Raw genomic sequence first — 23,947 nt, 5'->3', positions numbered from 1 at the left:
GGTCCGGGTGGTCTCCGTCAGCGCAGGTGGTCGACCAGGCCGGCCGGCTTGAGCCCGGCGGCGTCGGCGGCGGCCAGGGCGCGCTGGAGGTCGTCTGCGAGGGTGTCGGTCCAGTGCATCAGCACGACGTCGCCCGGCTGCAGCAGGCCCGGGTGCCAGATGTTGCCGGCGCCCCAGCTGAAGTCCGCGTCGGCGGTGAGCACGGTGCGGATGCCGCAGTTGGCGGCGGCCTGCAGGGTGTCGGCGTTCCAGGCGAAGTACGGCGGGCGGAAGAAGGCCGGTGCGGTGCCGAAGAGGCGGGTCATGGCGTCACGGGCGTCGCAGATCTCGACCTGCTGCCGGTCCAGCGGGAGGTTGCTGAGATCGGCGTGGGAGACGCTGTGGTCCTGGACCGAGGAGCCGGGCACGGCGGTGACCCGCTTGAAGAAGGCCGGATCGGCGGCGGCCGGCATCGGCAGCGGGAAGGCGGTGATCGGCAGCCGGTGGTCGGCGATGAACTGCTCCGCCTCGGGGGTGCGCTGCCAGCCGTCGTCCACGGTGAAGAAGACGACCTTGTCCTTGGTCGGGACGGAGCCCGCGGCGACGGCCGGGGCGGGTGCGGGGCCGTCCACCCGGACGTCGTCCACGGAGAAGGGGCCCTGCTGGTACCAGCCGTGCACGTACAGCCGGATGGTGTGCGCGTTCGGGCCGGTGGTGAACCGGGTGCTCAGCCGCTGCCAGCCGCCCTCGGTGGTCTGCGTCCAGGCGGGGGCGACGTCCTTGCCGGTGCCGGTGGCGCCCAGGTAGACGAACCTGCCGTGCACCCACGCGGAGGCCGTGTAGGTGGTGTCGGGCTGGACCGCGACGGTCTGCGCGCACTCGCCGGTGGACTCGGCGTTCGCCGGGGTGCCGGTGAGCGCGGAGGTGCCGGTGTGCGGGGCGGTGGTGGTGACGGCCGCTTCGGCCGGGCCGCCGGTGCAGTTCCAGCCGGGGACGCTGCCCCAGTCGGCGAGGTCGGGGGAGGGCACCTCGAAGCCGGGGTTGGTGGCGAGGTTGACGGTCGGGGGAGCGTCGGCGGAGGCCACCGGTGCGGCGAGACCGGTGAGCAGTGCGACCGAGGCGGCCAGCGCGGACAGGCGCGTGGACATCGACACGTGAGGACTCCAGCAGGTGGGGGCACGCCCGTGGGGAGGGCGTGGGCGGAATCGGACCGTGGGCTCCGAGACGTGGGCTCCGAGACGTGGAACTCTGAGCCGTGGAACTCTGAGCGTGGAACTCCGGATCGTCGCAACAATGGACTAGACCAATAAGGTCGTCAAGGGAACGGTGGGTGAACCCCGAGGCCATCACGTGGCCGCCGCGCCTGCGTCACAAGGGGAAAGACGGCGCCTCAGGGGCCGGGCGGACAGGCCCGGTTCAGGACAGGTACAGCTCCTCGATGTCCGTCGCGTAGTACTCCGCGATCGCCGTCCGCCGCAGCTTGAGCGAGGGGGTCAGCAGTCCCTGTTCCTGGCTGAACTCCCTTGGCATCAGCCGGAAAGCGCGGATCGACTCGGCCCGTGAGACCGCGGTGTTCGCGGCCGCCACCGCGCGCTGGATCTCCACGTGCAGCTCCTCGTCCGCGAGCACCGTCCACGGGTCCGGCTGCTCCCGCCCGCGGGTCTTCAACCAGTGCGCCAGCGCCGCCGGTTCGAGCGTGATCAGTGCGGCCACGTACGGGCGGTCGTCGCCCACCACCAGGCACTGGGAGACCAGCGGGTGTGCCTCGACCCGCTCCTCCAGGGCCGCCGGGGCCAGGTTCTTGCCGCTGCTGGTGACGATCAGGTCCTTCTTGCGGCCGGTGATCGTGAGGTAGCCGTCCTCGTCCAGCCGGCCCAGGTCGCCGGTCGCGAACCAGCCGTCGACCAGGGACTCGGCCGTGCACCGCGGATGGTTGAGGTAGCCGCCGAAGACCGAGCCGCCGCGCACCCACACCTCGCCGTCGTCGGCGATCGCCACCGAGGCGCCCGGCACCGGCTGTCCGACCGTGCCGAGCTTCTGCCGTCCGGGCGGGTTGGCGGTGATCGCGGCGGTGGTCTCGGTCAGCCCGTAGCCCTCGTACAGCTGGAGGCCGGCGCCGGTGAAGAACAGGCCCAGCTCGCGCCGGAGCGTGGAGCCGCCGCACATCACGCTGCGCACCCGGCCGCCGAGCACCGCCCGCAGCCTCGGGTAGACGGTCCGCTCGTACGCGAGGTGGCGCAGCCGCAGGGCCGCGCCCGGGCCGGGACCGCGGCCGAAGGCCTTCTGCTCCCGGGCGGCGGCCCAGCCGACGGCCACCTGCCGGGCCTGTTCGAAGAGTTCGCCGCGCCCGGCGTCCTCGGCGGCCCGCCGGGCCTGCTGGAAGATCTTCTCGAAGACGTACGGGACGGCGTGCAGGAAGGTCGGGCGGAAGGTCTCCAGCGCGGGCAGCAGCGCGTCGGTGGAGACCTCGGGGATGTGGCCGATCCGGAAGCCGCCCCGGATCGCCGCGATCTGCACGGCCCGCCCGTAGACGTGCGCGAGCGGCAGGAACAGCAGGGTGGCGGGGTGGCCGCCGGCGGTGTCGCGCAGGGCGTCCCCCCAGCCGGCGAGCAGGGCGTCGGCCTCGGCGGCCAGATTGGCGTGGGTGATCAGGCAGCCCTTGGGGCGGCCGGTGGTGCCCGAGGTGTAGACGACCGTGGCGATGTTCTCGGCGGCGACGCCGAGGCGCTGGCGGTGCACCAGGGAGTCGGGCACGCCGAGGCCGTCCTCGGTGATCGCGGCGACGCAGTCGCGGTCCAGCTGCCAGATGCCGGTGAGGTCGGGCAGCGCGTCACAGACCGCGCCGACCGTCATCGCGGCGTCCTCGTCCTCGACCAGGCAGGCCACCGCCTGGGTCTCGGCGAGGATCCAGCGCACCTGTTCGGGGGCGGCGGTGGGGTAGACCGGGACGGTGATCGCGCCGATCGACCAGAGTGCGTAGTCGAACAGCGTCCACTCGTAGCGGGTGCGGGACATCAGGGCGACCCGGTCGCCGTAGCGTACGCCGTGGGTGAGCAGGCCCTTGGCCAGGGCGAGCACCTGGTCCCGGAACTCCCGGGCGGTGACGTCCCGCCACTGCCCGTCCTCGCCCCGCCAGGACAGCTGGACCAGGTCGGGGGCGCGCTCGGCGGTGTCGTAGAGGGAGTCGGCGAGTCCTCCGGTGGCCTCGGGCGCGGCCGGGGCGGGGGTGGTGAACTCGCGCACGGTCCTCCCCAGTTCGGTGCCGGTAGTACGGAGTGGGCCGAAACTATCGGATCGCCCTGTCACTGCCCAGGGTTGTGGCGGTGACACGACGGGATCGGCACGGGCCCCCTCCGGTGGTGTCGCGCCCGGGGAGGCGCGGGGGAGGCGCGGAGGAGGCGCGGAGGAGGCGCGGAGGAGGCGCGGAGGAGGCGCGGAGGCTGTGGGGGTCTCGTGTCAACCCGTCATTGCGGGCATGTGTGAACGATTCGGGCGCGAAACGGAGGCGGGGGCGGCCGGTTTCTGACGTGTGCGGGACGAGACCGGTCAGTGGACCGGTTCGCCCCTCGAACGAGTGGTGAGGGCGTAGTAGAGTCTCGCAGACCTGTGGCCGGGAGCCCCTCCTCCGACGTGTCCCCCAGCACCCTCCACGCCGCCCCCGAACCGCCCCGAACCGCCCCGCCCTCGACACCGTTCCTCCACCGCCCCGTCGCTCCCCGTCCGCGCCTGGCACTTCCCGACCGAGGACTCCATGCGTCTGCGCAGCAGCTCGATCCGCGCGAAGATCATCGCGCTGCTCCTGGTGCCCATCGTCGCGCTCACCGCCCTGTGGGTGTACGCGACGGTCGCCACCACCGGGGACGTCTGGAACCAGCTCGGGATCAGCCGTACGTACAAGGAGTTCGCAGGCCCGGTCGACCAGTACACCGGCGACCTGCAGAACGAGCGCCGCGCCGCCGTCCAGCGGCTGGCCGACCCGCGCTCGCCGGCCGCCAGGGAGGCCTACGAGCGGGCCAAGGCCGCCACCGACCGCAGCCTGGACGCGCTGCGGCAGAAGAAGGACAGCTCCGCCGGAAAGCTCTCCACCCCCCAGCGCGGCCGCTTCGTGCAGATCATCGCCGCCGCCGACCAGATCGGACCGCTGCGTGCCCAGGTCGGCCGCTCCGCGCTGAACTGGGAGTTCGCGCTGGACCAGTACAGCGACCTGGTCAAGCCGGTGTTCGGATTCCGGTCCGCCTACGTCGCCCGGCAGAGCGGGCAGCTCCCGCGCCAGGGCACCATCCTGATCGAGCTGGTGCGTGCCCGCGAGTACCTGTCGCAGGAGGACGCGGCGATGGAGGGCCTGCGCACCGGCGCCGCCAAGCCCACCGCCGAGCAGTACCAGGTCGCGCTGGACGCCCTGCACAACCAGCAGGCGCTGTTCACCGTCTACATCGCCGAACTCGAACCCGCCGACCAGTCCGACTACATCGCGCTGCGCGGCGGCGAGGCCTGGGGCGCGCTGGCCCGCGCCGAGGCGGACTTCGTCGGCGCCGGCGGCCCCGACCGGGTGGTCCAGGCGCTCAACAGCGACTCCTGGCGGGAGACCGCCGACCGGGCGCTCGGCGACCTCGCCTCGATCAACAGCCGGATCTCCGGCGGGCTGGACGAGCGCGCGCGGTCCGCTGCGATGGGACTGCTGTGGCGCGGCGGCATCGCCGGTGCGGTCGGCCTGGTCGCGGTCGTGCTGTCGATCATGATCTCGTTCCGGATCGGCCGCGGCCTCGCCCGCGAGCTGATCGGCCTGCGCAACGCGGCCGACGAGCTGGCCGGCACCCGGCTGCCGTCCGTCATGCTGCGGCTGCGCCGCGGCGAACCGGTGGACGTGGCCACCGAGGCCCCCGAGCTGCACTTCGGGGACGCCGAGATCGGCCAGGTCGGCCAGGCGTTCAACGCGGTGCAGCGGGCCGCCGTCGAGGCCGCCGTCGAACAGGCCGAACTGCGGCGCGGGGTCTCGGCGGTGTTCGTCAACCTGGCCCGGCGCAGCCAGGTGCTGCTGCACCGCCAGCTCACCCTGCTGGACACCATGGAGCGCCGCACCGAGGACCCGGCGGAGCTGGAAGACCTCTTCAAGGTCGACCACCTCACCACCCGCATGCGCCGGCACGCCGAGGGCCTGATCATCCTGGCCGGCGGCTCGCCCGGGCGCGCCTGGCGCAAGCCGGTCCGGATGGTGGACGTGGTCCGGGCGGCGGTCGGCGAGGTCGAGGACTACGCCCGGGTGATCGTCCGGCCGTTCCCCGGCACCGGCCTGCTCGGCAGCGCCGTCGCGGACGTCACCCACCTGGTCGCCGAGCTCGTCGAGAACGCCGCGGTGTTCTCCCCGCCGAACACCCAGGTCACCGTCCAGGGCGAGGTGGTGGCGCACGGCTTCGCCCTGGAGATCGACGACCGCGGCCTCGGGCTGAGTGAGCAGCTGCTCGCCGAGATCAACGAACGCCTCGCCGTGGAGCAGGAGTTCGACCTCGCCGACACCGACCGGCTGGGCCTGTTCGTGGTCAGCCGACTGGCCCGGCGACACGGCATCCGGGTGCACCTGCGGCCGTCCCCGTACGGCGGGACGACGGCGGTGGTGCTGATCCCGCGCGAGCTGCTCGCGGAGGCGCCGGACGGGACGCCGGAGCCGGGCCCGGCCGGGCAGCGGCCGGCGGCGGGCGGCCGGCGCGGACAGCGGGACCTGGTCGCGGTGCCCGGGTCGGGAGGCGCCTCCGCGTCGGCGCCCGGGGCCGGCTCCGCCGGTGCCGGTACGAGGGCCGGTGGTGCGGGAGCCGGCACCGGTGGTGGGCCGGGAGGCCGGCACCGCGGGACGACGAGCGGGCCGAGGCCCTCCACGCCGGAGGCGGGCCGTACGGCGGGCGGGCTGCCGCGCCGGGCCTCGCGGAACAAGGGCGGTCCGGTGCTGGTTCCGGCGCCCGCGGCGGAGACCGAGGACACACCGGGGACGGGGCGGCACCGGCGGGAGGACGCCGTGGTGGCTGCGGCCCAGGCAGCCGTCGCGGCCGCCGAAGCCGCCGAAGCCGCCGAAGCCGTCGGGCTGACCGACCCGGCTGCGGCTCCGCCCGCGGGCGCCGCGCCCCGGACGGCCGGCGGCCTGCCCCGGCGGGTCCGGCAGGCGAACCTGGCGCCGCAGCTCAGGGAGCAGCTCACCGAGCAGCTGAAGGAACGGTTCCGCAATGGGGCCGGGTCCGTCGAGACCGGGGGAGAACCGGCCGCAAACGCCCAGGACGGCCGGGGCTCCCGCGACGGCGGGGAGAACCGGGAGGCCCGGGAGCGCTCGCCCGAGGAAGCCCGGGCCACCTTCGCCTCGTTCCAGCGCGGCTTCACCCGGGGGCGCGGTGCCACGGTTCCGGCGGACCGTACGGGCGCGTCCTCGGACCGCATCGGTGCTCCGTTGACGGATCGTCCCGGCACGCCCGACGATCGTGTCGTGCGGGGGAACGGGCGGTCCACCGCCGTACCGGCCTGGCAGCCGCCGGACCGGTCCCGGCGGGCGATCGGCCCGGCGCCCGCCCCGGCGGCGCTGCCCGCGCCGCAGGACACCGGCCGGGCACCGCTCGTCCGTCGGGTGCCGCCCGGGCAGCCGGTCCGCCGGAACCCGGACGCCCGTGCGCCCGCACCGCCCGCCGTACCCGAACCACCCGTCGTACCCGCTCCACCCGTCGTACCCGCTCCACCCGCACCACCCGCTCCAGCGGAAGGAACTGATTCATGACCACGTCGATGCAGTCGTCCGGGGACCTCAACTGGCTCCTGGACGACCTGGTGGGGCGCGTCGCGGCCCTCCGGCACGCGGTGATCCTCTCCAACGACGGCCTGGCCACCGGTGCCTCCCGCGACCTCGACCGCGAGGACGCCGAGCACCTGGCCGCCGTTGCCGCCGGGTTCCACAGCCTCGCGAAGGGCGCCGGCGGGCACTTCAAGGTCGGCGGCGTCCGGCAGACCATGGTGGAGCTGGACGAGGCCTTCCTGTTCATCACGGCCGCCGGCGACGGCAGCTGCCTGGCCGTCCTGAGCGAGGCCGAGGCGGACATCGGCCAGATCGCGTACGAGATGGCTCTGCTGGTCAAGCGGGTCGGCGAGCACATGGCCGCCGAGCCGCGCACCGAAACCGCCCCGCCGGTGAGATGAGCGGTCCGATGGCGGATCCGAAGGCGGATGTGCCGGACGGCCCGGAGACGCCGGACGGCCCCCAGGTGCCGGTGGGCACGGCCGGGCCGTCCGGCCTCGACGGCTCGGACGGTTCGGACCGCCCGGAGGCGTCGGTGGAGGACGAGCGCGCGGACCCGGACGGGCCCGAGGTCGACCTGTTCCGGCCGCGAACCCCGGTCGACGACCGCTGGTTCGACGACGAGGCCGGCCCGGTGGTGCGGCTCTACTCGATGACCCGCGGCCGCACCCGGCCGGTCGAGGAGGGGCTGTTCGACCTGATCTCGCTGATCACCGCCGTCGATCCCGGGCCGGTCGCCGGGGCCGTGCCCGCCCACGTCCTCGACCCGGAGCACCAGACGCTGCTCACCCTGTGCCGCCGCGAGCCGCTCTCCGTCGCCGAGCTCGGCTCCTTCACCGACCTGCCGGTCAGCGTGGTGCGGGTGCTGCTCGGCGACCTCTACGACGCCGATCTGATCAGCGTCACCCGACCCGTTCCGCTCGCCGAGCTGCCGGACGAGCGCCTGCTGCGAGACGTGATCAATGGACTCCGTGCGCTCTGACCCCCACCCCCGCCCGGACGGCACCGGGCCGCACCGGGACGCCGCCGCGCCCCACCCGGCGAACGCCAACGACCCGCGCTGGCGCGGCGGTCCGGCCGTCGCGGTGAAGATCCTGGTCGCGGGCGGCTTCGGCGCGGGCAAGACCACCCTGGTCGGCTCGGTCAGCGAGATCCGGCCGCTGCGCACCGAGGAGGAACTCAGCGAACTGGGCCGCCCGGTGGACGACACGTCGGGGGTGGAGGCGAAGCGCACCACCACCGTCGCGATGGACTTCGGCCGGATCGACCTGCGGCCGGGCCTCGCGCTCTACCTGTTCGGCACGCCCGGGCAGGACCGGTTCTGGTTCGTCTGGGACGAGCTGGCCCGCGGTGCGCTCGGCGCCCTGGTGCTCGCGGACACCCGGCGACTGGCCGACTGCTTCCCGTCGGTCGACTTCTTCGAGCAGCGCGGCATCCCGTTCGTGGTCGCGGTGAACTGCTTCGAGGGCACCGAGCGGTTCGCGCCGGACGAGGTCCGCGAGGCGCTCGACCTCGATCCGGACATCCCGGTGCTGCTCTGCGACGCGCGGCTGCGGCAGGACGGCAAGGACCTGCTCGTCGCGCTGGTCGAGCACGCCGCCGCCCGTCGGCACCGCCGCACCCCGGTCGGCGCCTGAGCACGGTTCGGCTCCGGTTCGGATCCGGCCCGATGCCGTCCGGCCGTGGCCGGTCGGGAACGGGCAAGGCCGGGGCCGAGGCCGGGACGCGGCCGGATGACAACCGCGACGCCGGTCGGACGGCGTTTGTGCGACGGCTCGGCAGGTGAGCGCGCCGACCTGCCCGTTCCGGCCGACGTCTCATTCGGCCGTCCGCATCCCGGACGATCGCTGCGCCGAAGGTTGCCTAGAGCGGCCCGGCCGTGGAAGGCTCTGTGGACGAAGGCCGCCCGGCCATGCCGTCGGGAGCGCCGGAAACGCCACGTTCACACGGGCGTTGCGACCGGCGGACGGCCTTCGGCGGACCGGCGAGGCATCGTCGGCGGGCACCGGCAGCGGTGCGCCGCCGTGTGGAGAACGAGGGGGAGGGCAGCAGGGTGAGCGTCGGCCGACGACACATCATCACCGCGATGCCCGGCTCCCCGGTGCCCGGTGTCCTCATGCCCGGCGCTGCCGTGCCCGGTGCCGCCGATCCGGCGCTCACCGTCCGCCGCCACATCGACCACGCGCTGATCTGCAGCGCGTGTTGTCGCTGACCGGCCTGACCTTCCCGGTACGTCCTCCGGCACTTCCGGCCCACCCGGCCCACCGCCCGACGCACCGCCGAAACCCGTCGACCAGGCCGTAGCGGACCGCCTGTCCGGCGTGCCCGCGGCCGACCAACCGGACCCGCCCAGCGGAGAGACCACCAGTGAACATCGTCTGCCCCAGCACCGCCCCCGGCATCACCGGCCGTACCCGAACGACCTGGACGGCCCCCGCGATGCGCGCGGGCGGACGGACCGGACGGTGGAACCGGTGCGGGAGCCGCGCCGTGGACAGCCGGCGGGATCGCCTCGACCTCGAACCGTTCTGGCCGTCCCGGCAGCCGCACCTGTTCGATCAGACGTGTCCCGGCTCGCCCAGCGCGTCCCGGCCCTCCGCCCGCTGACCCGGTCCGGTCCAGCCCAGGCAGTACGCCCGGTCGACGCGCAGACGACTCCACCCCGTCCGTCACGCGCGAAATGAGCGGCACACCATGTCTTCTTCTTCCACGGCCACCCTTCCCCTGCCCGTCGCGACCCCGCACCTGCGCGCGGTCCGCTCCGTCCCGCCGGTCTCCTCCGTCCCCGCCACCGTGCCGGTCGGTCCCGGCGCGTCCGGGGCCGCGGGACCGTCCGTCCCCCCGGTGTCGGTGTCGGACCGATGGCCCGGGGCGGCGGCCCGTCCGCCGCACGCCGGGCCGGCCCGCCCGGCGGCAGTCCCCGCGCCCGCCGTCCCGCAGCCGGGGGCGACGGTCCCGCAGGTGCCCCCGTCGCTGCTCGCCGCGCTGCCGGAGGGAGCGGCCGTCGTCGCCACCCTGCCGCAGGGCGTGCTGCCGCAGGGGCTGCTCGCCCAGTACGGCACGCAGTTCGGCGGCCTGAACGGCAGCCCGATGGTCGGGTACCTGGTGCTGGTGCCGGCCGAGAACCCGGTGGCGGGGGCCGGCGGCCTGTCCGGGGTTCCGGGCGGTGTCGGGGCCGCCGGCTCCGCGGCGGCCCACGCCGTCCCCGGTGCGCAGCCGGCGACCGGCGGGCCCGGCGCCCAGACCGTGACGGGGGTCCGTTCGGTCCGCCCGGCCGCGCGCGGCATCTCCGTCGACACCGAGCGGCGCAACGCCTATGTCGACGGGCGGTTGCTCGACCTCACCTACCTGGAGTTCGAGCTGCTGGCCCACCTCACCGATCACCCGCAGCGGGTGCACACCCGGGACCACCTGGTCTCCGCGGTCTGGGGCTACGGCCACGTCGGGGACGGGCGGACGGTCGACGTGCACGTCGCCAGGCTGCGCCGCAAGCTCGGACCGGCCTACCGGGACACCATCGTGACGGTCCGCCGGGTCGGCTACAAGTACACCCCGGCCACGGTCTGAGGGCCGGTCTGAGGGCTGGTCTGACAGCCGGTCCGAAGACGGATCCGACGTTCGGCCTGACGTTCGGCCTGAAGGCCGGTCGCCGACGGTCGGTCGAAGCGGCGGGCCACTCGTCCTGACGTGGACGGGCGGCCCGCTGCTCCGCCGTGTTCCGGTGGACCGTCAGGAGCGCTGGTCCGGCGGAAGCAGGAGGACGGCGAGGGCGTCGGCGCAGCTGCGGGCGTGGCCGAGGAACCGGTCCAGCCGGTCGTCGGTGAGGTGCGCGGGCGTCGAGCGGACCGCCAGGGCGAACCGGGCCTGCCCGGCGCCGTCCAGGACGGGTACGGCCACCGTCCGCACCCCGGCGGCCGACTCGCCGTCGTTGAGGGCGTACCCGGCCGCCCGGACTTTCGCCAACTCCTCCTCCAGGGCGGACGGTTCGGTGATCGTGCGGTCGGTGAACGGCGTCAGCGGGCCGAGTGTCGACGGTGCCGTCGCGCCCGGGCGGGGCCAGGCCAGCAGGACCTTGCCGAGCGCTGTGGAGTGCAGTGGGCGGCGCAGGCCCAGTCCGGTGTCCGGGCGGACCGAGCCTCCGACCAGGATCACCGCGTGCGCGCCGCTGCGGATCGCCAGATCGGCCGTCGCCTTGGTGCGCCGGGACAGCAGCTCAAGCTCGGGCCCGGCGAGGTGCAGCCCGCGCTGGTGGAAGGTGAGCTGGCCGAGTTCGGCGACGGCCGGACCGAGCCGGTAGCGCGCGGTCTGTTCGTCCTGCTCCAGGAATCCGGCGCTGACCAGCGTGCGGGCCAGCCGGTGCGCGGTGGAGACCGACAGGCCCATCCGGCGGGCCAGGTCCGAGGCGCTCAGGTCGGGGCCGTTGTCGTGGAAGCAGTGCAGCAGTCCGAGCGCGCGCTGGACGGCCTGCGCACCGGCCGGCGGACTCTGGACGGCGGTGGCGGCCTCGGCCATGGCACCTCGCGTTTCGGTTCGGGACTCCGGACGGGCGGCCGGAAGCGGTCTCAGCGTAGGGCAGCCGGTGCTGCGGGAATGTGTCGACGACGTTGCAATGGAATGGCTTTGATGAACAACTGATCCCACCATGTGGCAAAGGCTTGCCTCCGGCTCACCTGCCGTGGAACGCTCCTTGCATCGCGCCGGACGGCCACTCGGGCCTGGCGGCGATTGCCCCGACTCCACGGAAGGAGAAGCACCGTGACGTCCCACCGGTGTCTCCCCTCCCGTGCGTGTTGTCGCTGACCGAACGTCTTCCGCGCCGCCTGCCCCTTTCCTGCATCGTGGCGCACAACTCCCTTGCACACCAGGCCCAGTGGGCCGCCGTGCAGGTAATCGACACCCAGTTTCTCCGGCTGCCGTCGGAGCCCCCGTGGAGGACCGACTCCGTTGTCCAGTCGTACCCGGAACGCTTCCGTGCTTCCCGACACCCTCTGGTTCACCCGCTGTCCGGTGCCCACCGCGACCGGGATCGCCGCCGACCAGGGTTGGCTCGCCCGCGAGTTCGCCGCCGACGGCATCGCGGTCCGCTCGCTGCAGGACGCTCCGCCCGAAGTGGCCGCGGACCACCACTACACCCACGCGCTGACGGGCCTGTTCCGGGAGGGCGGCAACGTCCCGGCGCTGTGGGCCCGTTCGCGCGGTGAGGCGACCAGGCTGATCGGCCTCACCTGGATCGAGGAGCGCCAGGCGGTGCTGGTGCGGGCCGGTAGCGGCATCACCGAACCCGGGCAGCTGCGCGGGCTGCGGCTGGCGATCCCCCGTCATGACATCGGCATCGACTTCTGGCGGGCGATGGCGCTGGCCGGCTTCCGTGGCGCCCTCGGGCTCGCGGGCCTCACCCTGGCGGACGCCGAACCGGTGGACATTCCCGGCGCCCCGGACGGCGCGCAGTGGTCCGCCGAGCTGGCCGCGCTGCGGCGCGGCACGGTGGACGCGGTGTACGTGAAGGGGGCGCTCGCCGTCGAGGCGGCCCGCCGGATCGGCGCGGAGGTGGCCGTGGAACTGGACGCGGCGCCGGACCGCAGGGTCCGGGTCAACAACGGCACGCCTCGGCCGATCACCGTCCACCAGCGGCTGCTGGACGAGCGGCCCGAGCTGGTCGCCCGTTTCCTTGCCGTGCTGCTGGAGGCCGCCGACTGGGCGGCGGAGCACCCGGAGGAGGTGGTCCGGATCCTGCAGGCCGAGACCGGCGCCGGGGCCGAGGGCGTCGCCGGGGCCTACGCGCCGGGCAGCCACCGCACCCTGCACCTGGACCTGTCGGCGGAGCGGCTGGAGTTGCTGGCGATGCAGGAACGATTCCTCGGAGAGCAGGGCTTCCTCGCCGCGCCGGTGGACGTCCAGGCGTGGGCCGACCCGGAGCCGCTCCGTGCGGCCCGCGAGCTGCTGCGCGAGCGGCGTGCGCGCGCCGGTGCCGATGCTGAGGCGGTTGCCGGAGCCGGTGCCGGCGCTGTTCGAATCACGGACTTCGGATAACAGCCTTCAGCTAACAGATTTCGAAAGTTGTCAGCTGTCGGCTGTCATCTGTCACTCGTTTGGAGAGCCCGTGAAGACCCCCCGCCTCGCCCTCGCCGCGACCGCGCTGCTCGCCTCCACCGCCCTGGCCGCCTGCGGCTCGTCCGCCGACGGGGCCAAGGCCTCCGCCGGAGACGGGGCCGGCGGCAAGGCCGACGTGGTGCTCCGGCTGCCCGACCCCGGCAACAACGGCTTCCTCGCCCGCGGCAAGAAGGACGGCTCACTGGACCGGGCCCTGGCCGTCGTCCACGCCAAGGTCGCCTGGACCGGCAGCGCCGGCCCCTTCGCCCCCGCCGCCCAGGCCCTCTCCGCCGACCAACTGGACGTCGCCCAGGGCTCGATCACCTCGGCCGTCGCCGCGCTGGCCCAGAAGCCCGGCTTCAAGCTGTTCGCCCAGACCGCGCCCGACGGCGTCGGCGAGGGAATCCTGGTGAAGAACGACTCGCCCATCAAGTCCGTCCAGGACCTCGTCGGCCGGAAGGTCGCCGTCTCCCAGGGCGGCACCAGCGAGTACCTGCTGCTCAAGGCGCTGGCGAAGAACGGCGTCCCGGCCGACAAGGTGGAGCGGGTCTACCTGCGTGCCGACCAGACCTCCGGGGTCTTCAACTCCGGGCAGGTGGAAGCCTGGGCGACCTGGAACACCTTCTCGACGCCCGCCATCGCCAACGCCGGTGCGCACTTCCTGGTCAACGGCCAGGAGGTCGGCTCCGACAACTACGCCGTCTGGGCGGTGCGCAACGGCTTCGCCGACAAGCACCCCGAGGTGGTCAAGGCCTTCTACACCTACCTGCGGGACAACGGCGAGAAGGAGAAGGCCGACCCGGCCGGCTACCTCAACGTGTTCACCGATGCCGGCCCGACCGCCGTCACCCCCGCCGAGAAGGTCGTCGCAGTGAACGTCAGCAGGCAGGGCGCCCCGGCCGGCGCCATCTCCGACGCCGACATCGCCCGCTTCGGGACGGTCGCCCAGTTCTTCGCCGACCAGAACGTCACCAAGCAACTGGTGGACGTCAAGCCGTACCTGATCGACGTCAACAAGCTCGGGGACGGTGCCAAGTGATCGCCGCAAGCGCGGAGTTCGCGCCCGCCGACACCCGGGCGGCGCTGGACGCCGGTCTGGTCGCCCCGCAGAGCCGGCGGCGCCGGCCGCGCCCCCGCGCGCTCGCCGTGACCCTGCGGACCATCGGTCCGCTCGCCCTGATCGGCGGCTGGGCCATCGCCTCCGCCACCGGCGCACTCACCCAGGACGTGCTCGCCTCGCCCACTCAGGTCGCCCAGGCCGTCGGGGAGTTGTGGGGAAACGGCCAGTTGACCGACGCCCTGTCCGTCTCCCTCACCCGCGCCGGGCTCGGTCTGTTCCTCGGTGCGACCGCCGGACTGGTGCTCGGCGTGGTCACCGGATTCACCCGCCTCGGCGAGGAGTTGCTCGACTCCGCGATCCAGGTCCTGCGCACCGTACCGTTCCTGGCCCTCGTCCCACTGTTCATGGTGTGGTTCGGCATCACCGAGACCGCGAAGGTCGCCCTGATCGGGGTCGCCACCAGCTTCCCGATGTACGTGTCCGCCTCCGGCGGGGTCCGCAGTACCGACCGCAAGCTGGTCGAGGCGATGCGCAGCTTCGGCCTCGGCCGCTGGGCGATCGTGCGTACGGTCGTACTGCCCGGCGCGCTGCCCTCGCTGCTGTCCGGACTGCGCCTGTCGATGACGCTCAGCGTGATCGCCCTGATCGCCGCCGAGGAGATCAACTCGACCGAGGGCATCGGGTACTTGATGGCCCAGGCGCAGAACTACTCGCGTACCGACGTCCTCGCCGTCTGCATCCTGATCTACGGGCTGCTCGGCCTCGGCGCCGACGGCATCGTCCGAGTCCTGGAGCGCGTGCTGATGCCGTGGCGCCAGGCCGTCCCGGGAGCGGCCCGATGACCGCCGACACATCCACCACCGCCACGCTCTCCCCCTCTTCGCTCCCTTCCCCCTCGGTGTCCGAGGAGGCGGTGCCGGCCGTCCATCTGCGCGGTCTGCGCCGGGTGTTCGGCACCCGGGCCGTGCTCGACGGGGTCGACCTCTCCATCGCCCGCGGGGAGTTCGTCGCCCTGCTGGGCGCCAGCGGGACCGGCAAGACCACGCTGCTGCGGATCCTCGGGGCGCTCGACCGGGCGGACGAGGGCACCGTGCTCGTCCCGCCGGTCCGTACCGTGGTGTTCCAGGAGCCCCGGCTGATGCCGTCCAAGCGGGTGCTGGCCAACGTCACGGTCGGCCTGCCGCGGGGCGCCGCGACCCGGGAGACCGGGCTGAAGGCGCTCGCCGAGGTCGGCCTGGAGCGGCACGCCGAGGCCTGGCCGGCCACCCTCTCGGGCGGCGAGGCGCAGCGCGTGGCGCTCGCCCGGGCGCTCGTTCGGGAGCCGCAACTCCTTCTGCTCGACGAACCGTTCGCCGCGCTGGACGCACTCACCCGGCTGCGCATGCAGGACCTCGTCGGCGACCTGGTGCGCCGCCACCGCCCGGCGGTGCTGCTGGTCACCCACGACGTGGACGAGGCCGTACGGCTCGCCGACCGGGTCGTGGTGCTGCGCGAGGGCCTGTTCGCGCGGGACGAAGCCGTCACCGTCCAGCGCCCGCGCGACCCGGCGGATCCTGCCTTCGCCGACTTGCGGCGCCGCCTGCTCACCGACCTCGGCGTCCACTGACGTCCGTGATCCCCCCTGAATGCCCCGGCATTTCCCTGATTCCCCTGACTCCCGACAAACCAAGCCCGCACCACCGGAGTTGACCAGATGACCGTCACCCTCGGCGTCCACGCCAGCAACCCCTCGCTCTACTACCTCGCCCGACTCCCGTACCTGGACGAGGAACTGGCCCCGCTCGGCGAGACCGGCGCCTTCCACCACTACGCGGACGGCACCCGCACCGGCCCGCTGCTCGCCGAGGGTGTCATCGACTTCGGCGGCACCGGCTCCACCCCGCCGATCACCGCCCAGGCGGCCGGTCACGACCTGGTCTACGCGGTGGTCTCGGCACCCCGCCCGGACCACGGCGCCCTGCTGGTGTCGGACTCCGGCCCGGTGCGGACGGTCGCGGACCTCAAGGGCACCACCGTCGTCCTCGCCGTGGGCTCCTGGCAGACCCACCTGCTCGCCAAGGCCCTGCACGCACAGGGGCTTTCGTACGGCGAGGACGTCACCCCGGCGCGCCCGGCGGCCGGTGAGGACCAGGCCCGGAGGCTGCGCGACGGCGAGATCGCAGGCTGGATCGCCCAGGGCGCCGAACTCGCCGCCGCCCGCCGCAGCGGGGAGTTCCGGGAGCTGATCCGCACCGGCGACGTCATCGCCGACCGCTCGGTGTTCTTCACCCGCCGGGACTTCGCGACCGAGCGCCCCGAGGTGGTTGCCGCGATCGTGACCGCACTGCGCCGGGCGGATGCCTGGGCGGCCGCCAACCCGGCCGAGGCCGCCGCGATCGCCGCCGAGGAGCTGGGCGGCACGGCCGCCGACTGGCAGTCCGCGCTGGGTGCACTGCCCTGGCAGCTGGAGCCCGCCACCGCCGGGTTCGTCGCCGAGCAGCAGGAGGCCGCGAACATCTTCCACGGTGTGGGCTTCATCGACCGGGCGCTGACCGTCTCCGACGCCCACCTCCCCGCGCTGGAGGCCCCGGTGGCCGCCGCGCTCGCGAAGGCGGTCTGACCCGTGGCCTCCGAAGTCCTCTGGTACATCGTCCCGCGCGAGGGGCACTACCCCTGGGAACCGGCCGGTCGCCGCCCGGTGGACCTCCGTTACCTCCAGCAACTGGCCGGCACTGTCGAGCGGTTGGGCTATACCGGCGCCCTGCTCGCGACCGACCTGTACGACGTCTGGACGCTCGGCAGCGCGCTCGCGGCCGCCACCACCCCGGCCTTCAAACCGCTGCTGGCCGTCCACCCGGGGCTGGTCTCGCCCACCCTGCTGGCCAAGATGGCGCTCAGCTTCGACCACCTGCACGGCGGCCGGCTGCGCTTCAACGTGGTCAACGGATCGACCGCGCAGCTGCGCGAGTACGGCCTGGATGTCGAGCACGACGACCGCTACCGGCTCAGCGGCGAGTACTGGTCGATCGTGAAGCGCCTGACGGCGGGCGAAGTCTTCGACCACAAGGGCGAGTTCTACGAGCTGAAGAACGCCGGTGCGAGTCTGCGCGACCTCCCCCCGGTGCAGCCCGGCGGCATCCCGCTCTGGTTCGGCGGCAGCTCGGCGGTCGGCATCGAGATGGCGGCCCAGCACGTGGACGTCTACCTGACCTGGGGTGAGCCGCCGCACCTGCTCAAGGAGAAGCTGGACCTGGTCCGTGAGCGCGCCGCCGCCCACGGGCGGAGCCTGCGGATCGGGCTGCGGCTGCACCTGATCGTCCGGGACACCGAGGACGAGGCCTGGGCGGCCGCCGACCGACTGCTGGACGTCACCAGCGAGGCGACCTACGCGCGCCGGCTGGGCGAGACGAAGGGGGAGGACGGGGTCGGCTGGCAGCGGCAGTTCCGCCAGCACGGCGGCAGGGTGCCGGCGCGGGCCCGGGAGCTGGAGGTCCACCCCAACCTCTGGCCGGGGATGAGCCTGTTCCGTCCCGGCCCGGGGACGGCGGTGGTCGGCTCGACGGCCCAGGTGGTCGAGCGCCTGCAGGAGTTCGAGGCGCTGGGCGTCGACACCTTCATCCTCTCGGGCAACCCGCTGCTGGAGGAGGCCCACCGGGTTGCAGAAACGGTTCTGCCTGCCCTGGGTGTCAAGCGACCCTGACGGGCCGGCGGGCGGGGCGGTGTCCGGTGTCCGGCCGCCGCCGGTCGGCGGATGGGCGGGCTGACAGCTGACAAGCAACGGATAACAGGTAACAGCTGACAGATTTCGAAATCTGTCAGCTGTCATCTGTGATCCGTCATCCGTCGGCTGTCATCCGTCAGCCGTCAACCCGCCGGCTGCCGCCTCGCCCCTCAGCGGCTCAGCCGGTCGATCTCCGCCAGCTCCTCCGCCGTCAGCGGCCCTCCCGCCAGCGCGTCGAGGTTCTGGTCCAGCTGGGCCACGCTGCTCGCGCCGATGATCACCGAGACCACCCGCGGATCCCGCAGCACCCAGCACAGCGCCAGCTGTGCCAGCGTCTGCCCGCGTCCCTCGGCGACCTTGGCCAGCGCCCGCAGCTGCTCCAACTTCGGCCCGGTCAGGGCCTCCTCGGTGAGGAACTTCCCGACCGACATCCGCGAGCCCGCCGGCACCTCTCCGGACAGGTAGCGGTCGGTCAGCAGCCCCTGGGCCAGCGGCGAGTAGGCGATCAGGCTGGTCCGGGTGTCGCCCACCGCGTCCAGCACGCCGCCGTCCTCCACGTACCGGTTGAGGATCGAGTACGCCGACTGGTTCAGCAGCACCGGCGTCCCCAGCTCGCGCAGGATCGCCACCGCCTCCCGGTGCTGCTCCGCCGGGTAGTTGGAGATCGCCGCGTACAGCGCCTTGCCCGAGCGCACCGCGCTGTCCAGCGCCCCCATCGTCTCCTCGATCGGGGTGTCCGGGTCGTACCGGTGCGAGTAGAAGACGTCCACGTAGTCCAGCCCCATCCGGTCCAGCGACTGGTCGAGGCTGGCCAGCAGGTACTTGCGGCTGCCGCCGTTGCCGTACGGGCCGGGCCACATGTCCCAGCCGGCCTTGGTGGCGATGAACAGCTCGTCCCGGTACGGCCGGAAGTCCTGGGCGAACAGGTAGCCGAAGTTGCGCTCGGCACTGCCGTACGGCGGGCCGTAGTTGTTCGCCAGGTCGAAGTGGGTGACGCCCCGGTCGAAGGCCCGGCGCAGCACCGCCCGCTGCACCTCCAGCGGTTGGGCGTCACCGAAGTTGTGCCAGAGCCCGAGCGAGACGGCGGGCAGCTGGACGCCGCTGCGGCCGGCTTTCCGATAGGTCATCGAGTCATAGCGGTCATCCGCGGCGAGGTAGCTCATGCCGGACATCTTGCCACCCGGCCACGGCGGCTCAACCCCTTGCCCCCGCTTGCGGCCGGTGCCTATCCTCACGGAGGATCGTGTGTGTGCGAGGCGCGGGGGAGGCGAAATGGCAGTCCGGACCGTGACCGTCGTCGCAGCCCGCTGTTGTCGCCGCCGCAGCACCGACCGCTGACACCACCCGCGCGACCTGCCGCCCGAGCGGCCCGCCGCCCGCCCCGTCGGCCATGTCCGCCGGTGCCGCCCGTGAGAGCGCAGCGCCGGTTCACTGCCCCGGTTCTCCGCGCTCCGCGCGGCTCACCGAGCCCCGGGACTCCACCCGGCCCCTGCCGATCGTGTTCCGGGAGTACTCCGAGCCCCTCCCGAGCACCCAAGGAGTCCGCCGTGCGGTTCACCGTCTCGTCCCTCGTGGCCAACGCCCCGGACCCGGTCACCGGCGTCCGGCGCACCCCGCAGCAGAAGCTGCACAGCGTCATCGACCAGGCGCTCCTCGCCGAGCAACTCGGCTACGACGGCTTCGGCGTGGGGGAGCGGCACGGTGAGCCGTTCCTCTCCCCGGCGCCGCCCCTGCTGCTCGGCGCCATCGCCGCCCGCACCTCCGCCATCCGGCTGTTCACCACGGTGACGGTGCTCAGCGTCCTCGACCCGGTCCGGGTCGCCGAGGACTATGCGATGCTCGACCAACTCTCGGGCGGTCGCCTGGAGTTGATTGTCGGCAAGGGCAACGACCCGCGCCACTTCGGGCTGTTCGGCCTCTCCGAGGAGCGACAGTGGGAGGCGCTCGCCGAGAACTACGGCCTGCTGCGCAGGCTCTGGCGCGAGGAGAAGGTGACCTGGGAGGGCTCGACCCGCCCGCCGCTGAAGGACGCCACCGTCTGGCCCCGCCCGCTCCAGGACCCGATCCCGGTGTGGCACGGAAGCGCGACCAGCACGCAGTCCACCGACCTCGCCGCCCGCCACGGCGACCCGCTCTTCTCCGCCAACTCCTTCCACCCGCTGGAGAAGTACCGGGCGCTGGTCGAGCACTACCGTGAGCGCTGGGAGCACTACGGGCACGACCCGGAGCAGGCCCGGGTGGGCGCGAGCTTCGGTGGACTGTACGTCGCCAAGCGTTCGCAGGACGCCGTCGAGGGCTTCCGCCCGTACTGGAACGCGCTGTTCGACTCGGCCGCCGGCCGGCACAACAACTCGCCGTTCCGGTCCTTGGACGACGCGCTGGAGCGCGGTTCGGCGCTGGTCGGCAGTCCGCAGCAGGTGATCGAGAAGATCCACCGGTACCACGAGGCCTTCGGCAACGAGGTGGTCGGCATCGGGGTGGACACGCTCACCGAAGGGGCCCAGCGCGAGCAACTGGAGCTGTTCGCGAGCGAGGTGGCCCCGGAGATCCGCCGCGCGCTGCCGTAGCCGCCCGGGTCCGCCGCCCGCCCGCGCAGTGCGCCGCGCACCCCCTACGCGGCGTGACGTCGGCCACCCTCCGTGACGTGACGCGCGCCACCAGGCGCGCCGGAATGCCGTTCGGCGGTGCGGGGGATGACGAACGGTCGAGGGGCCGTGGCCGCCGGGGGGCGGCGCACGGCCCTCGATCGTTCCGGCCGGCGGGGTCCTCCGAGAGCTCGGGCGGAGTCCGCGCTGGCCTTCTGTACCTACTGGTATGTACAGTGATCCGCATGAGCACCCAGGACCGCCTCATCGAGAGCACCCAGGCCCTCCTCTGGGAGCGCGGCTACGTCGGCACCAGCCCCAAGGCCATCCAGCAGCGCTCCGGGGTCGGCCAGGGCAGCATGTACCACCACTTCACCGGCAAGCCCGACCTCGCGGCCGCCGCCCTGCGCCGCAGCGCCGAGCAGATGCGGGGCGTCGCCGAGGCCGACCTCGCCGCCCCCGGCACCGCCTACGACCGGATCGCCGCCTACCTGCACCGCGACCGCGACGTCCTGCGCGGCTGCCGGATCGGCCGGATGGCCCAGGACCCGGACGTGGTCTCCGACCCGCACCTGCGCGCACCCGTCGAGGAGACCTTCGACTGGCTGCGCGGCCGCATCGCCGGACTGGTCGCCGAAGGCCAGGCGGGCGGCGAGTTCGCCCCCGGCCTGGACCCGGCCGACACCGCCGCCGCCGTGGTCGCCGTCGTCCAGGGCGGCTATGTCCTGGCCCGCGCCGCCGACAGCGCCGAGCCGTTCGACCGGGCCGTTCGCGGCGCCCTCGGCCTGCTCGCGACACACCGCACGGCCTGACCCGCGTCGCCGAACCCCAGGCACCCGCCGGACCCGAAGCCCCGCCGAACCTGAAGCCTCGCCGGACCCCTGCACCTGCCGGACCCGTCGAACCCGAGGAGCCCGCCGTGCACGCCATGCAGTACGAGATCACCCTCCCCGCCGACTACGACATGGGCGTCATCCGCAAGCGGGTCGCCGACAAGGGCCACCTGCTCGACGCGTACCCGGGCCTCGGCCTCAAGGCCTACCTGGTCCGCGAGCGCGGCCGGCACGGCTCGCCCGTCAACCAGTACGCGCCGTTCTACCTCTGGCGCACCGCCGAGGGCATGAACGGCTTCCTCTGGGGGCCGGGTTTCCGAGGCCTGAGCGCCGACTTCGGTCGCCCCGCCGTCCGGCACTGGCTCGGCGCGGGCCTGGCCCACGGAGCGTCGGCAGCGTCGGCACCCGCGGGGGAAACGGCCGGGCCGCCGACCACCGCCACCCGCGAGACCGTACGGCTGCCGGAAGCCGCCGACCCGGCCGAGGCCGTCGAGCGGGCGCTTGCCGACCTGCCCGCGCGCCCGGCCCTGCACACCGCCGCCGTGGCCGTCGACCCGAGCCGCTGGGAACTGCTCCGCTTCGCCCTTTGGCACGGTCCGGCCCCCGAGGACGCGCCAGGCGTCCGGTACGAGGTGCTGCACCTGTCCCGCCCCGAACTCGACCGGCTGCCGGCCGGCCGCCACTGGTGAAAGGACCCACCGCCCCGATGTCCCCCGCGACCGCTCCCGCCGGCACCGAACTCACCCGGGCCGCGCTCGATCGCGCGGCCGGCTACGCGTTGCTCGCCGACCTCGCCGGCCCGGGCGCCTCCACCACCCTCGGCGGCCTGGACGCCCTTGCCCCCGGCTTCCCCGACTGGATCGTCACCAGTCTCTTCGGCGGCACCTACCAGCGCGCCGGCCTCGCCCTGCGCGACCGTCAGATCGCCAACCTGGCCGCCCTCACCGCCCTCGGCGGCGTCGAGCCGCAGCTCGCCGACCACGTCCGCTACAGCCGACGGATCGGTCTGACGGAGGCGGAGATCACCGAGGTCATCGTCCACCTCGCCCCGTACGTCGGCCTCCCCAAGGCGCTGGCCGGCCTGCGCGTCGCCACCGCCACCTTCGCCGAGGCCACCGAGAGCGTCACCGGGAGCACCGCCGAGAGCGCCACCGGCCCGGCCGCACCCGTCGAGACCGCACCCGTCGTGACCACACCCGTCGAGACCCCCGTCGACACCGCCACCCAGGTCGCCGGCGAGGAGGCCAGGGCATGAGCCGTACCGTCCGCACCGTCCTCGGCGACGTGGCCCCCGCCGACCTCGGCATCACCGACTCCCACGACCACCTCTTCATCCGCAGCCCGCTGCTCCCCGGCCAGGAACTGGACGACCCGGGCGCCGCCGAGGACGTGCTGCGCGCCTACGCCACCGCCGGTGGCCGCACCCTCGTCCAGTGGACCCCGCTCGGCCTGGGCCGGGGTGCGGACTCCCTCGCCGCGCTCTCCCGCGCGACCGGCGTGCACATCGTCGCCGCCACCGGCGCGCACCAGGCGATCCACTACGCGCCGGGCTTCTTCCCCGGACCCCCCGAACACCCCGACCCCGGTCTTCAGGCGGGCGAGAGCCCTGGCCCGTACGCCGACCTCGCGGAACGTTTCGTCGCCGAGCTCACCACCGGCCTGCCCGGCGCGCCCGAGGGAGTCCGGGCCGGGTTGATCAAGATCGCGGGCGACGCGGGGCCCACCACCCGGCACACCCGGTGGACGATGGCCGCTGCCGCCGAAGCCCACCACGCCACCGGCGCCCCGATCGCCGTCCACCTCGAAGCCGGCGGCGCTCCGCACCGGGTCCTGCACGGGCTGCACGACCGGCACGGCGTGCGGCCCGACCGGATCATCCTCGGCCACCTCACCCGGCTCCCCGACCGCGCGCTGCACCGCGCCCTGGCCGCCGAGGGGGTCCACCTCGCCCTGGACAGCCCTTCCCGGGCCGGCCATCCCGCCGACCACCAGGCCTTCGACGTGATCGCCGACCTGGTCGAGGCGGGTCACGCCACCCAGCTGCTGCTCGGCGCCGACACCACTACCCGGACCGCCCGCGCGGCCGGCGGCCCGGTCCGCCTGCTCACCGACCTCGCCCCGCGCCTCGCCCGCAGCTACGGCCCCGAACTGCCCGAGCTGCTCCTCACCACCAACCCGGCCGCCGCCTTCGCTGCCGACTGGCGCACGCCGTAGGGCTCCGCCGGCCCGGGTACCTCGCCGGACGGGACGTCCCGAACGGTCGGAGTCGAGGGTGGGACGCGCCACAGGCGGGGGAAGGGCCTGACGCCCGCCGGGCGTGCCCTCTACCGTCCCGTCCATGGTGACGCTGACGCTCCGAACCCTCACGACCGCCGACTGGCCGCTCTGGCGGGACCTCCGCCTCGCCGCCCTGACCGATGCGCCGGACGCCTTCAAGGCCGGCCTCGCCGACTGGCACCAGGGCGGCGAGGACCGCTGGCGCGACCGGCTCCACCTCCCGGACGCCCACCACGTCGTGGCCTTCCTGGCCGGCGGCCCGGTCGGTCTGGCCGGTGGTCTCCCCGGATCGCCGGACGGCGTACGGGAGTTGCGCTCGCTCTGGGTCGCCCCGCAGGCACGCGGCCGGGGCGTCGCGGACCGGCTCATCGAGGAGGTGGAGCGCTGGGCCCGGGCCACCGGTGGCACCACGCTGCGCCTCGCCGTGCTCCCCGGCAACCAGGCGGCGTTCGCCCTCTACCGTCGCCACGGCTTCGTCCCGCTCGCGGAGCCCGGTGACCTGTTCACCGACGGGGCCACCCGGGAGCTCGTCCTGGTGAAGCCCCTGCGATGACGGCCGCCGTACCCGGCTCGGAAGCGGGGCAGCGGCCGGCCCCGGCGTCCCCGTGGCGGCGGCGCCGGGAGAACACGGAGGCGGGGCCTGTGCCGTACGGGGGG

22 protein-coding genes are annotated in these 23,947 nt (G+C 73.9%); 18 read left to right on the top strand and 4 right to left on the bottom strand.

Annotated elements, in window-relative coordinates; translation table 11 throughout:
* Nucleotides 1–17: 17 nt before the first annotated feature.
* A complete protein-coding gene (locus tag ACFU7Y_RS14295; protein ID WP_380768058.1) occupies nucleotides 18–1,127 on the bottom strand; it encodes a polysaccharide deacetylase family protein in 1,110 nt (369 codons plus the stop codon).
* A gap of 268 nt (nucleotides 1,128–1,395) precedes the next feature.
* Nucleotides 1,396–3,222 (bottom strand): long-chain fatty acid--CoA ligase, encoded by a 1,827-nt coding sequence (locus ACFU7Y_RS14290; protein ID WP_224282523.1) that lies wholly within the window; start codon nucleotides 3,220–3,222, stop codon nucleotides 1,396–1,398.
* A 508-nt stretch (nucleotides 3,223–3,730) separates the two neighbouring features.
* On the opposite strand from ACFU7Y_RS14290, the gene ACFU7Y_RS14285 reads away from it, so the two are divergent.
* The 6 genes from ACFU7Y_RS14285 (at nucleotide 3,731) to ACFU7Y_RS14260 (ending at nucleotide 10,312) form a co-directional block, all read left to right on the top strand.
* Complete coding sequence (locus ACFU7Y_RS14285; protein WP_380768057.1) at nucleotides 3,731–6,730, top strand: nitrate- and nitrite sensing domain-containing protein; 3,000 nt, start codon at nucleotides 3,731–3,733, stop codon at nucleotides 6,728–6,730.
* Nucleotides 6,727–7,146, top strand: a complete 420-nt coding sequence (locus tag ACFU7Y_RS14280; protein ID WP_049652175.1) for a roadblock/LC7 domain-containing protein — start codon at nucleotides 6,727–6,729, stop codon at nucleotides 7,144–7,146. The genes ACFU7Y_RS14285 and ACFU7Y_RS14280 overlap by 4 nt, the downstream gene beginning before the upstream one ends.
* A gap of 8 nt (nucleotides 7,147–7,154) precedes the next feature.
* Nucleotides 7,155–7,727 (top strand): DUF742 domain-containing protein, encoded by a 573-nt coding sequence (locus tag ACFU7Y_RS14275; protein WP_308020317.1) that lies wholly within the window; start codon nucleotides 7,155–7,157, stop codon nucleotides 7,725–7,727.
* Nucleotides 7,708–8,382, top strand: coding sequence for an ATP/GTP-binding protein (locus tag ACFU7Y_RS14270; protein WP_374120154.1), 675 nt, complete (start codon nucleotides 7,708–7,710; stop codon nucleotides 8,380–8,382). The genes ACFU7Y_RS14275 and ACFU7Y_RS14270 overlap by 20 nt, the downstream gene beginning before the upstream one ends.
* A gap of 389 nt (nucleotides 8,383–8,771) precedes the next feature.
* A complete protein-coding gene (locus tag ACFU7Y_RS14265) occupies nucleotides 8,772–8,957 on the top strand; it encodes a hypothetical protein (RefSeq protein WP_224285003.1) in 186 nt (61 codons plus the stop codon).
* 482 nt (nucleotides 8,958–9,439) lie between these two features.
* Nucleotides 9,440–10,312: a winged helix-turn-helix domain-containing protein gene (locus ACFU7Y_RS14260; protein WP_380768055.1), complete on the top strand. Its 873-nt coding sequence runs from the start codon at nucleotides 9,440–9,442 to the stop codon at nucleotides 10,310–10,312.
* Nucleotides 10,313–10,474: 162 nt separating this feature from the next.
* On the opposite strand, the gene ACFU7Y_RS14255 is transcribed toward ACFU7Y_RS14260, so the two are convergent.
* The gene (locus ACFU7Y_RS14255; RefSeq protein ID WP_224275126.1) at nucleotides 10,475–11,257 is read right to left on the bottom strand and encodes an IclR family transcriptional regulator; all 783 of its coding nucleotides are present in this window, start codon (nucleotides 11,255–11,257) and stop codon (nucleotides 10,475–10,477) included.
* Between the two features lie 459 nt (nucleotides 11,258–11,716).
* Here ACFU7Y_RS14255 and ACFU7Y_RS14250 point away from each other — a divergent pair, with 459 nt between their 5' ends.
* The 6 genes from ACFU7Y_RS14250 to ACFU7Y_RS14225 all read left to right on the top strand — a co-directional run bounded on the left by ACFU7Y_RS14250 (nucleotide 11,717) and on the right by ACFU7Y_RS14225 (nucleotide 17,574).
* Nucleotides 11,717–12,775 carry an ABC transporter substrate-binding protein gene (locus ACFU7Y_RS14250; RefSeq protein ID WP_224275128.1) on the top strand — a complete coding sequence of 353 codons (1,059 nt, stop codon included), beginning with the start codon at nucleotides 11,717–11,719 and terminating at the stop codon, nucleotides 12,773–12,775.
* Nucleotides 12,776–12,845: 70 nt separating this feature from the next.
* The gene (locus ACFU7Y_RS14245) at nucleotides 12,846–13,874 is read left to right on the top strand and encodes an NrtA/SsuA/CpmA family ABC transporter substrate-binding protein (RefSeq protein WP_224275129.1); all 1,029 of its coding nucleotides are present in this window, start codon (nucleotides 12,846–12,848) and stop codon (nucleotides 13,872–13,874) included.
* Complete coding sequence (locus ACFU7Y_RS14240; RefSeq protein WP_224275131.1) at nucleotides 13,871–14,737, top strand: ABC transporter permease; 867 nt, start codon at nucleotides 13,871–13,873, stop codon at nucleotides 14,735–14,737. The genes ACFU7Y_RS14245 and ACFU7Y_RS14240 overlap by 4 nt, the downstream gene beginning before the upstream one ends.
* Nucleotides 14,734–15,501 carry an ABC transporter ATP-binding protein gene (locus tag ACFU7Y_RS14235; protein ID WP_224275133.1) on the top strand — a complete coding sequence of 256 codons (768 nt, stop codon included), beginning with the start codon at nucleotides 14,734–14,736 and terminating at the stop codon, nucleotides 15,499–15,501. The genes ACFU7Y_RS14240 and ACFU7Y_RS14235 overlap by 4 nt, the downstream gene beginning before the upstream one ends.
* An 87-nt stretch (nucleotides 15,502–15,588) precedes the next feature.
* The gene (locus tag ACFU7Y_RS14230) at nucleotides 15,589–16,494 is read left to right on the top strand and encodes an ABC transporter substrate-binding protein (RefSeq protein WP_224275134.1); all 906 of its coding nucleotides are present in this window, start codon (nucleotides 15,589–15,591) and stop codon (nucleotides 16,492–16,494) included.
* A gap of 3 nt (nucleotides 16,495–16,497) precedes the next feature.
* Entirely contained in the window at nucleotides 16,498–17,574 is a 1,077-nt protein-coding gene (locus ACFU7Y_RS14225) for an LLM class flavin-dependent oxidoreductase (RefSeq protein WP_224275136.1), read from the top strand.
* Between the two features lie 191 nt (nucleotides 17,575–17,765).
* Here the strand turns inward: ACFU7Y_RS14225 and ACFU7Y_RS14220 are convergent, their stop codons facing one another.
* Nucleotides 17,766–18,758 (bottom strand): aldo/keto reductase, encoded by a 993-nt coding sequence (locus tag ACFU7Y_RS14220; protein ID WP_224275139.1) that lies wholly within the window; start codon nucleotides 18,756–18,758, stop codon nucleotides 17,766–17,768.
* A gap of 384 nt (nucleotides 18,759–19,142) precedes the next feature.
* On the opposite strand from ACFU7Y_RS14220, the gene ACFU7Y_RS14215 reads away from it, so the two are divergent.
* From ACFU7Y_RS14215 to ACFU7Y_RS14190, 6 genes are all read left to right on the top strand, one after another.
* Complete coding sequence (locus ACFU7Y_RS14215) at nucleotides 19,143–20,162, top strand: LLM class flavin-dependent oxidoreductase (protein ID WP_380768050.1); 1,020 nt, start codon at nucleotides 19,143–19,145, stop codon at nucleotides 20,160–20,162.
* 263 nt (nucleotides 20,163–20,425) lie between these two features.
* The gene (locus ACFU7Y_RS14210) at nucleotides 20,426–20,992 is read left to right on the top strand and encodes a TetR/AcrR family transcriptional regulator (RefSeq protein ID WP_224275144.1); all 567 of its coding nucleotides are present in this window, start codon (nucleotides 20,426–20,428) and stop codon (nucleotides 20,990–20,992) included.
* Nucleotides 20,993–21,099: 107 nt separating this feature from the next.
* Nucleotides 21,100–21,702: a DUF4865 family protein gene (locus tag ACFU7Y_RS14205; protein WP_224275145.1), complete on the top strand. Its 603-nt coding sequence runs from the start codon at nucleotides 21,100–21,102 to the stop codon at nucleotides 21,700–21,702.
* A 17-nt stretch (nucleotides 21,703–21,719) separates the two neighbouring features.
* On the top strand, nucleotides 21,720–22,268 hold the full coding sequence (locus ACFU7Y_RS14200; RefSeq protein ID WP_380768049.1) for a carboxymuconolactone decarboxylase family protein: 549 nt from the start codon (nucleotides 21,720–21,722) through the stop codon (nucleotides 22,266–22,268).
* Nucleotides 22,265–23,227, top strand: a complete 963-nt coding sequence (locus ACFU7Y_RS14195; RefSeq protein WP_224275151.1) for a phosphotriesterase — start codon at nucleotides 22,265–22,267, stop codon at nucleotides 23,225–23,227. The genes ACFU7Y_RS14200 and ACFU7Y_RS14195 overlap by 4 nt, the downstream gene beginning before the upstream one ends.
* 124 nt (nucleotides 23,228–23,351) lie before the next feature.
* Nucleotides 23,352–23,843, top strand: a complete 492-nt coding sequence (locus tag ACFU7Y_RS14190; protein WP_224275152.1) for an N-acetyltransferase — start codon at nucleotides 23,352–23,354, stop codon at nucleotides 23,841–23,843.
* Nucleotides 23,844–23,947 lie beyond the last annotated feature (104 nt).

It is taken from the genome of Kitasatospora sp. NPDC057542, assembly GCF_042801945.1.
Taxonomy (GTDB): Bacteria; Actinomycetota; Actinomycetes; order Streptomycetales; family Streptomycetaceae; genus Kitasatospora.
The sequence above is the reverse complement of the archived record's forward strand: the minus strand, read 5'-3'. Positions and strand labels throughout refer to the sequence as shown.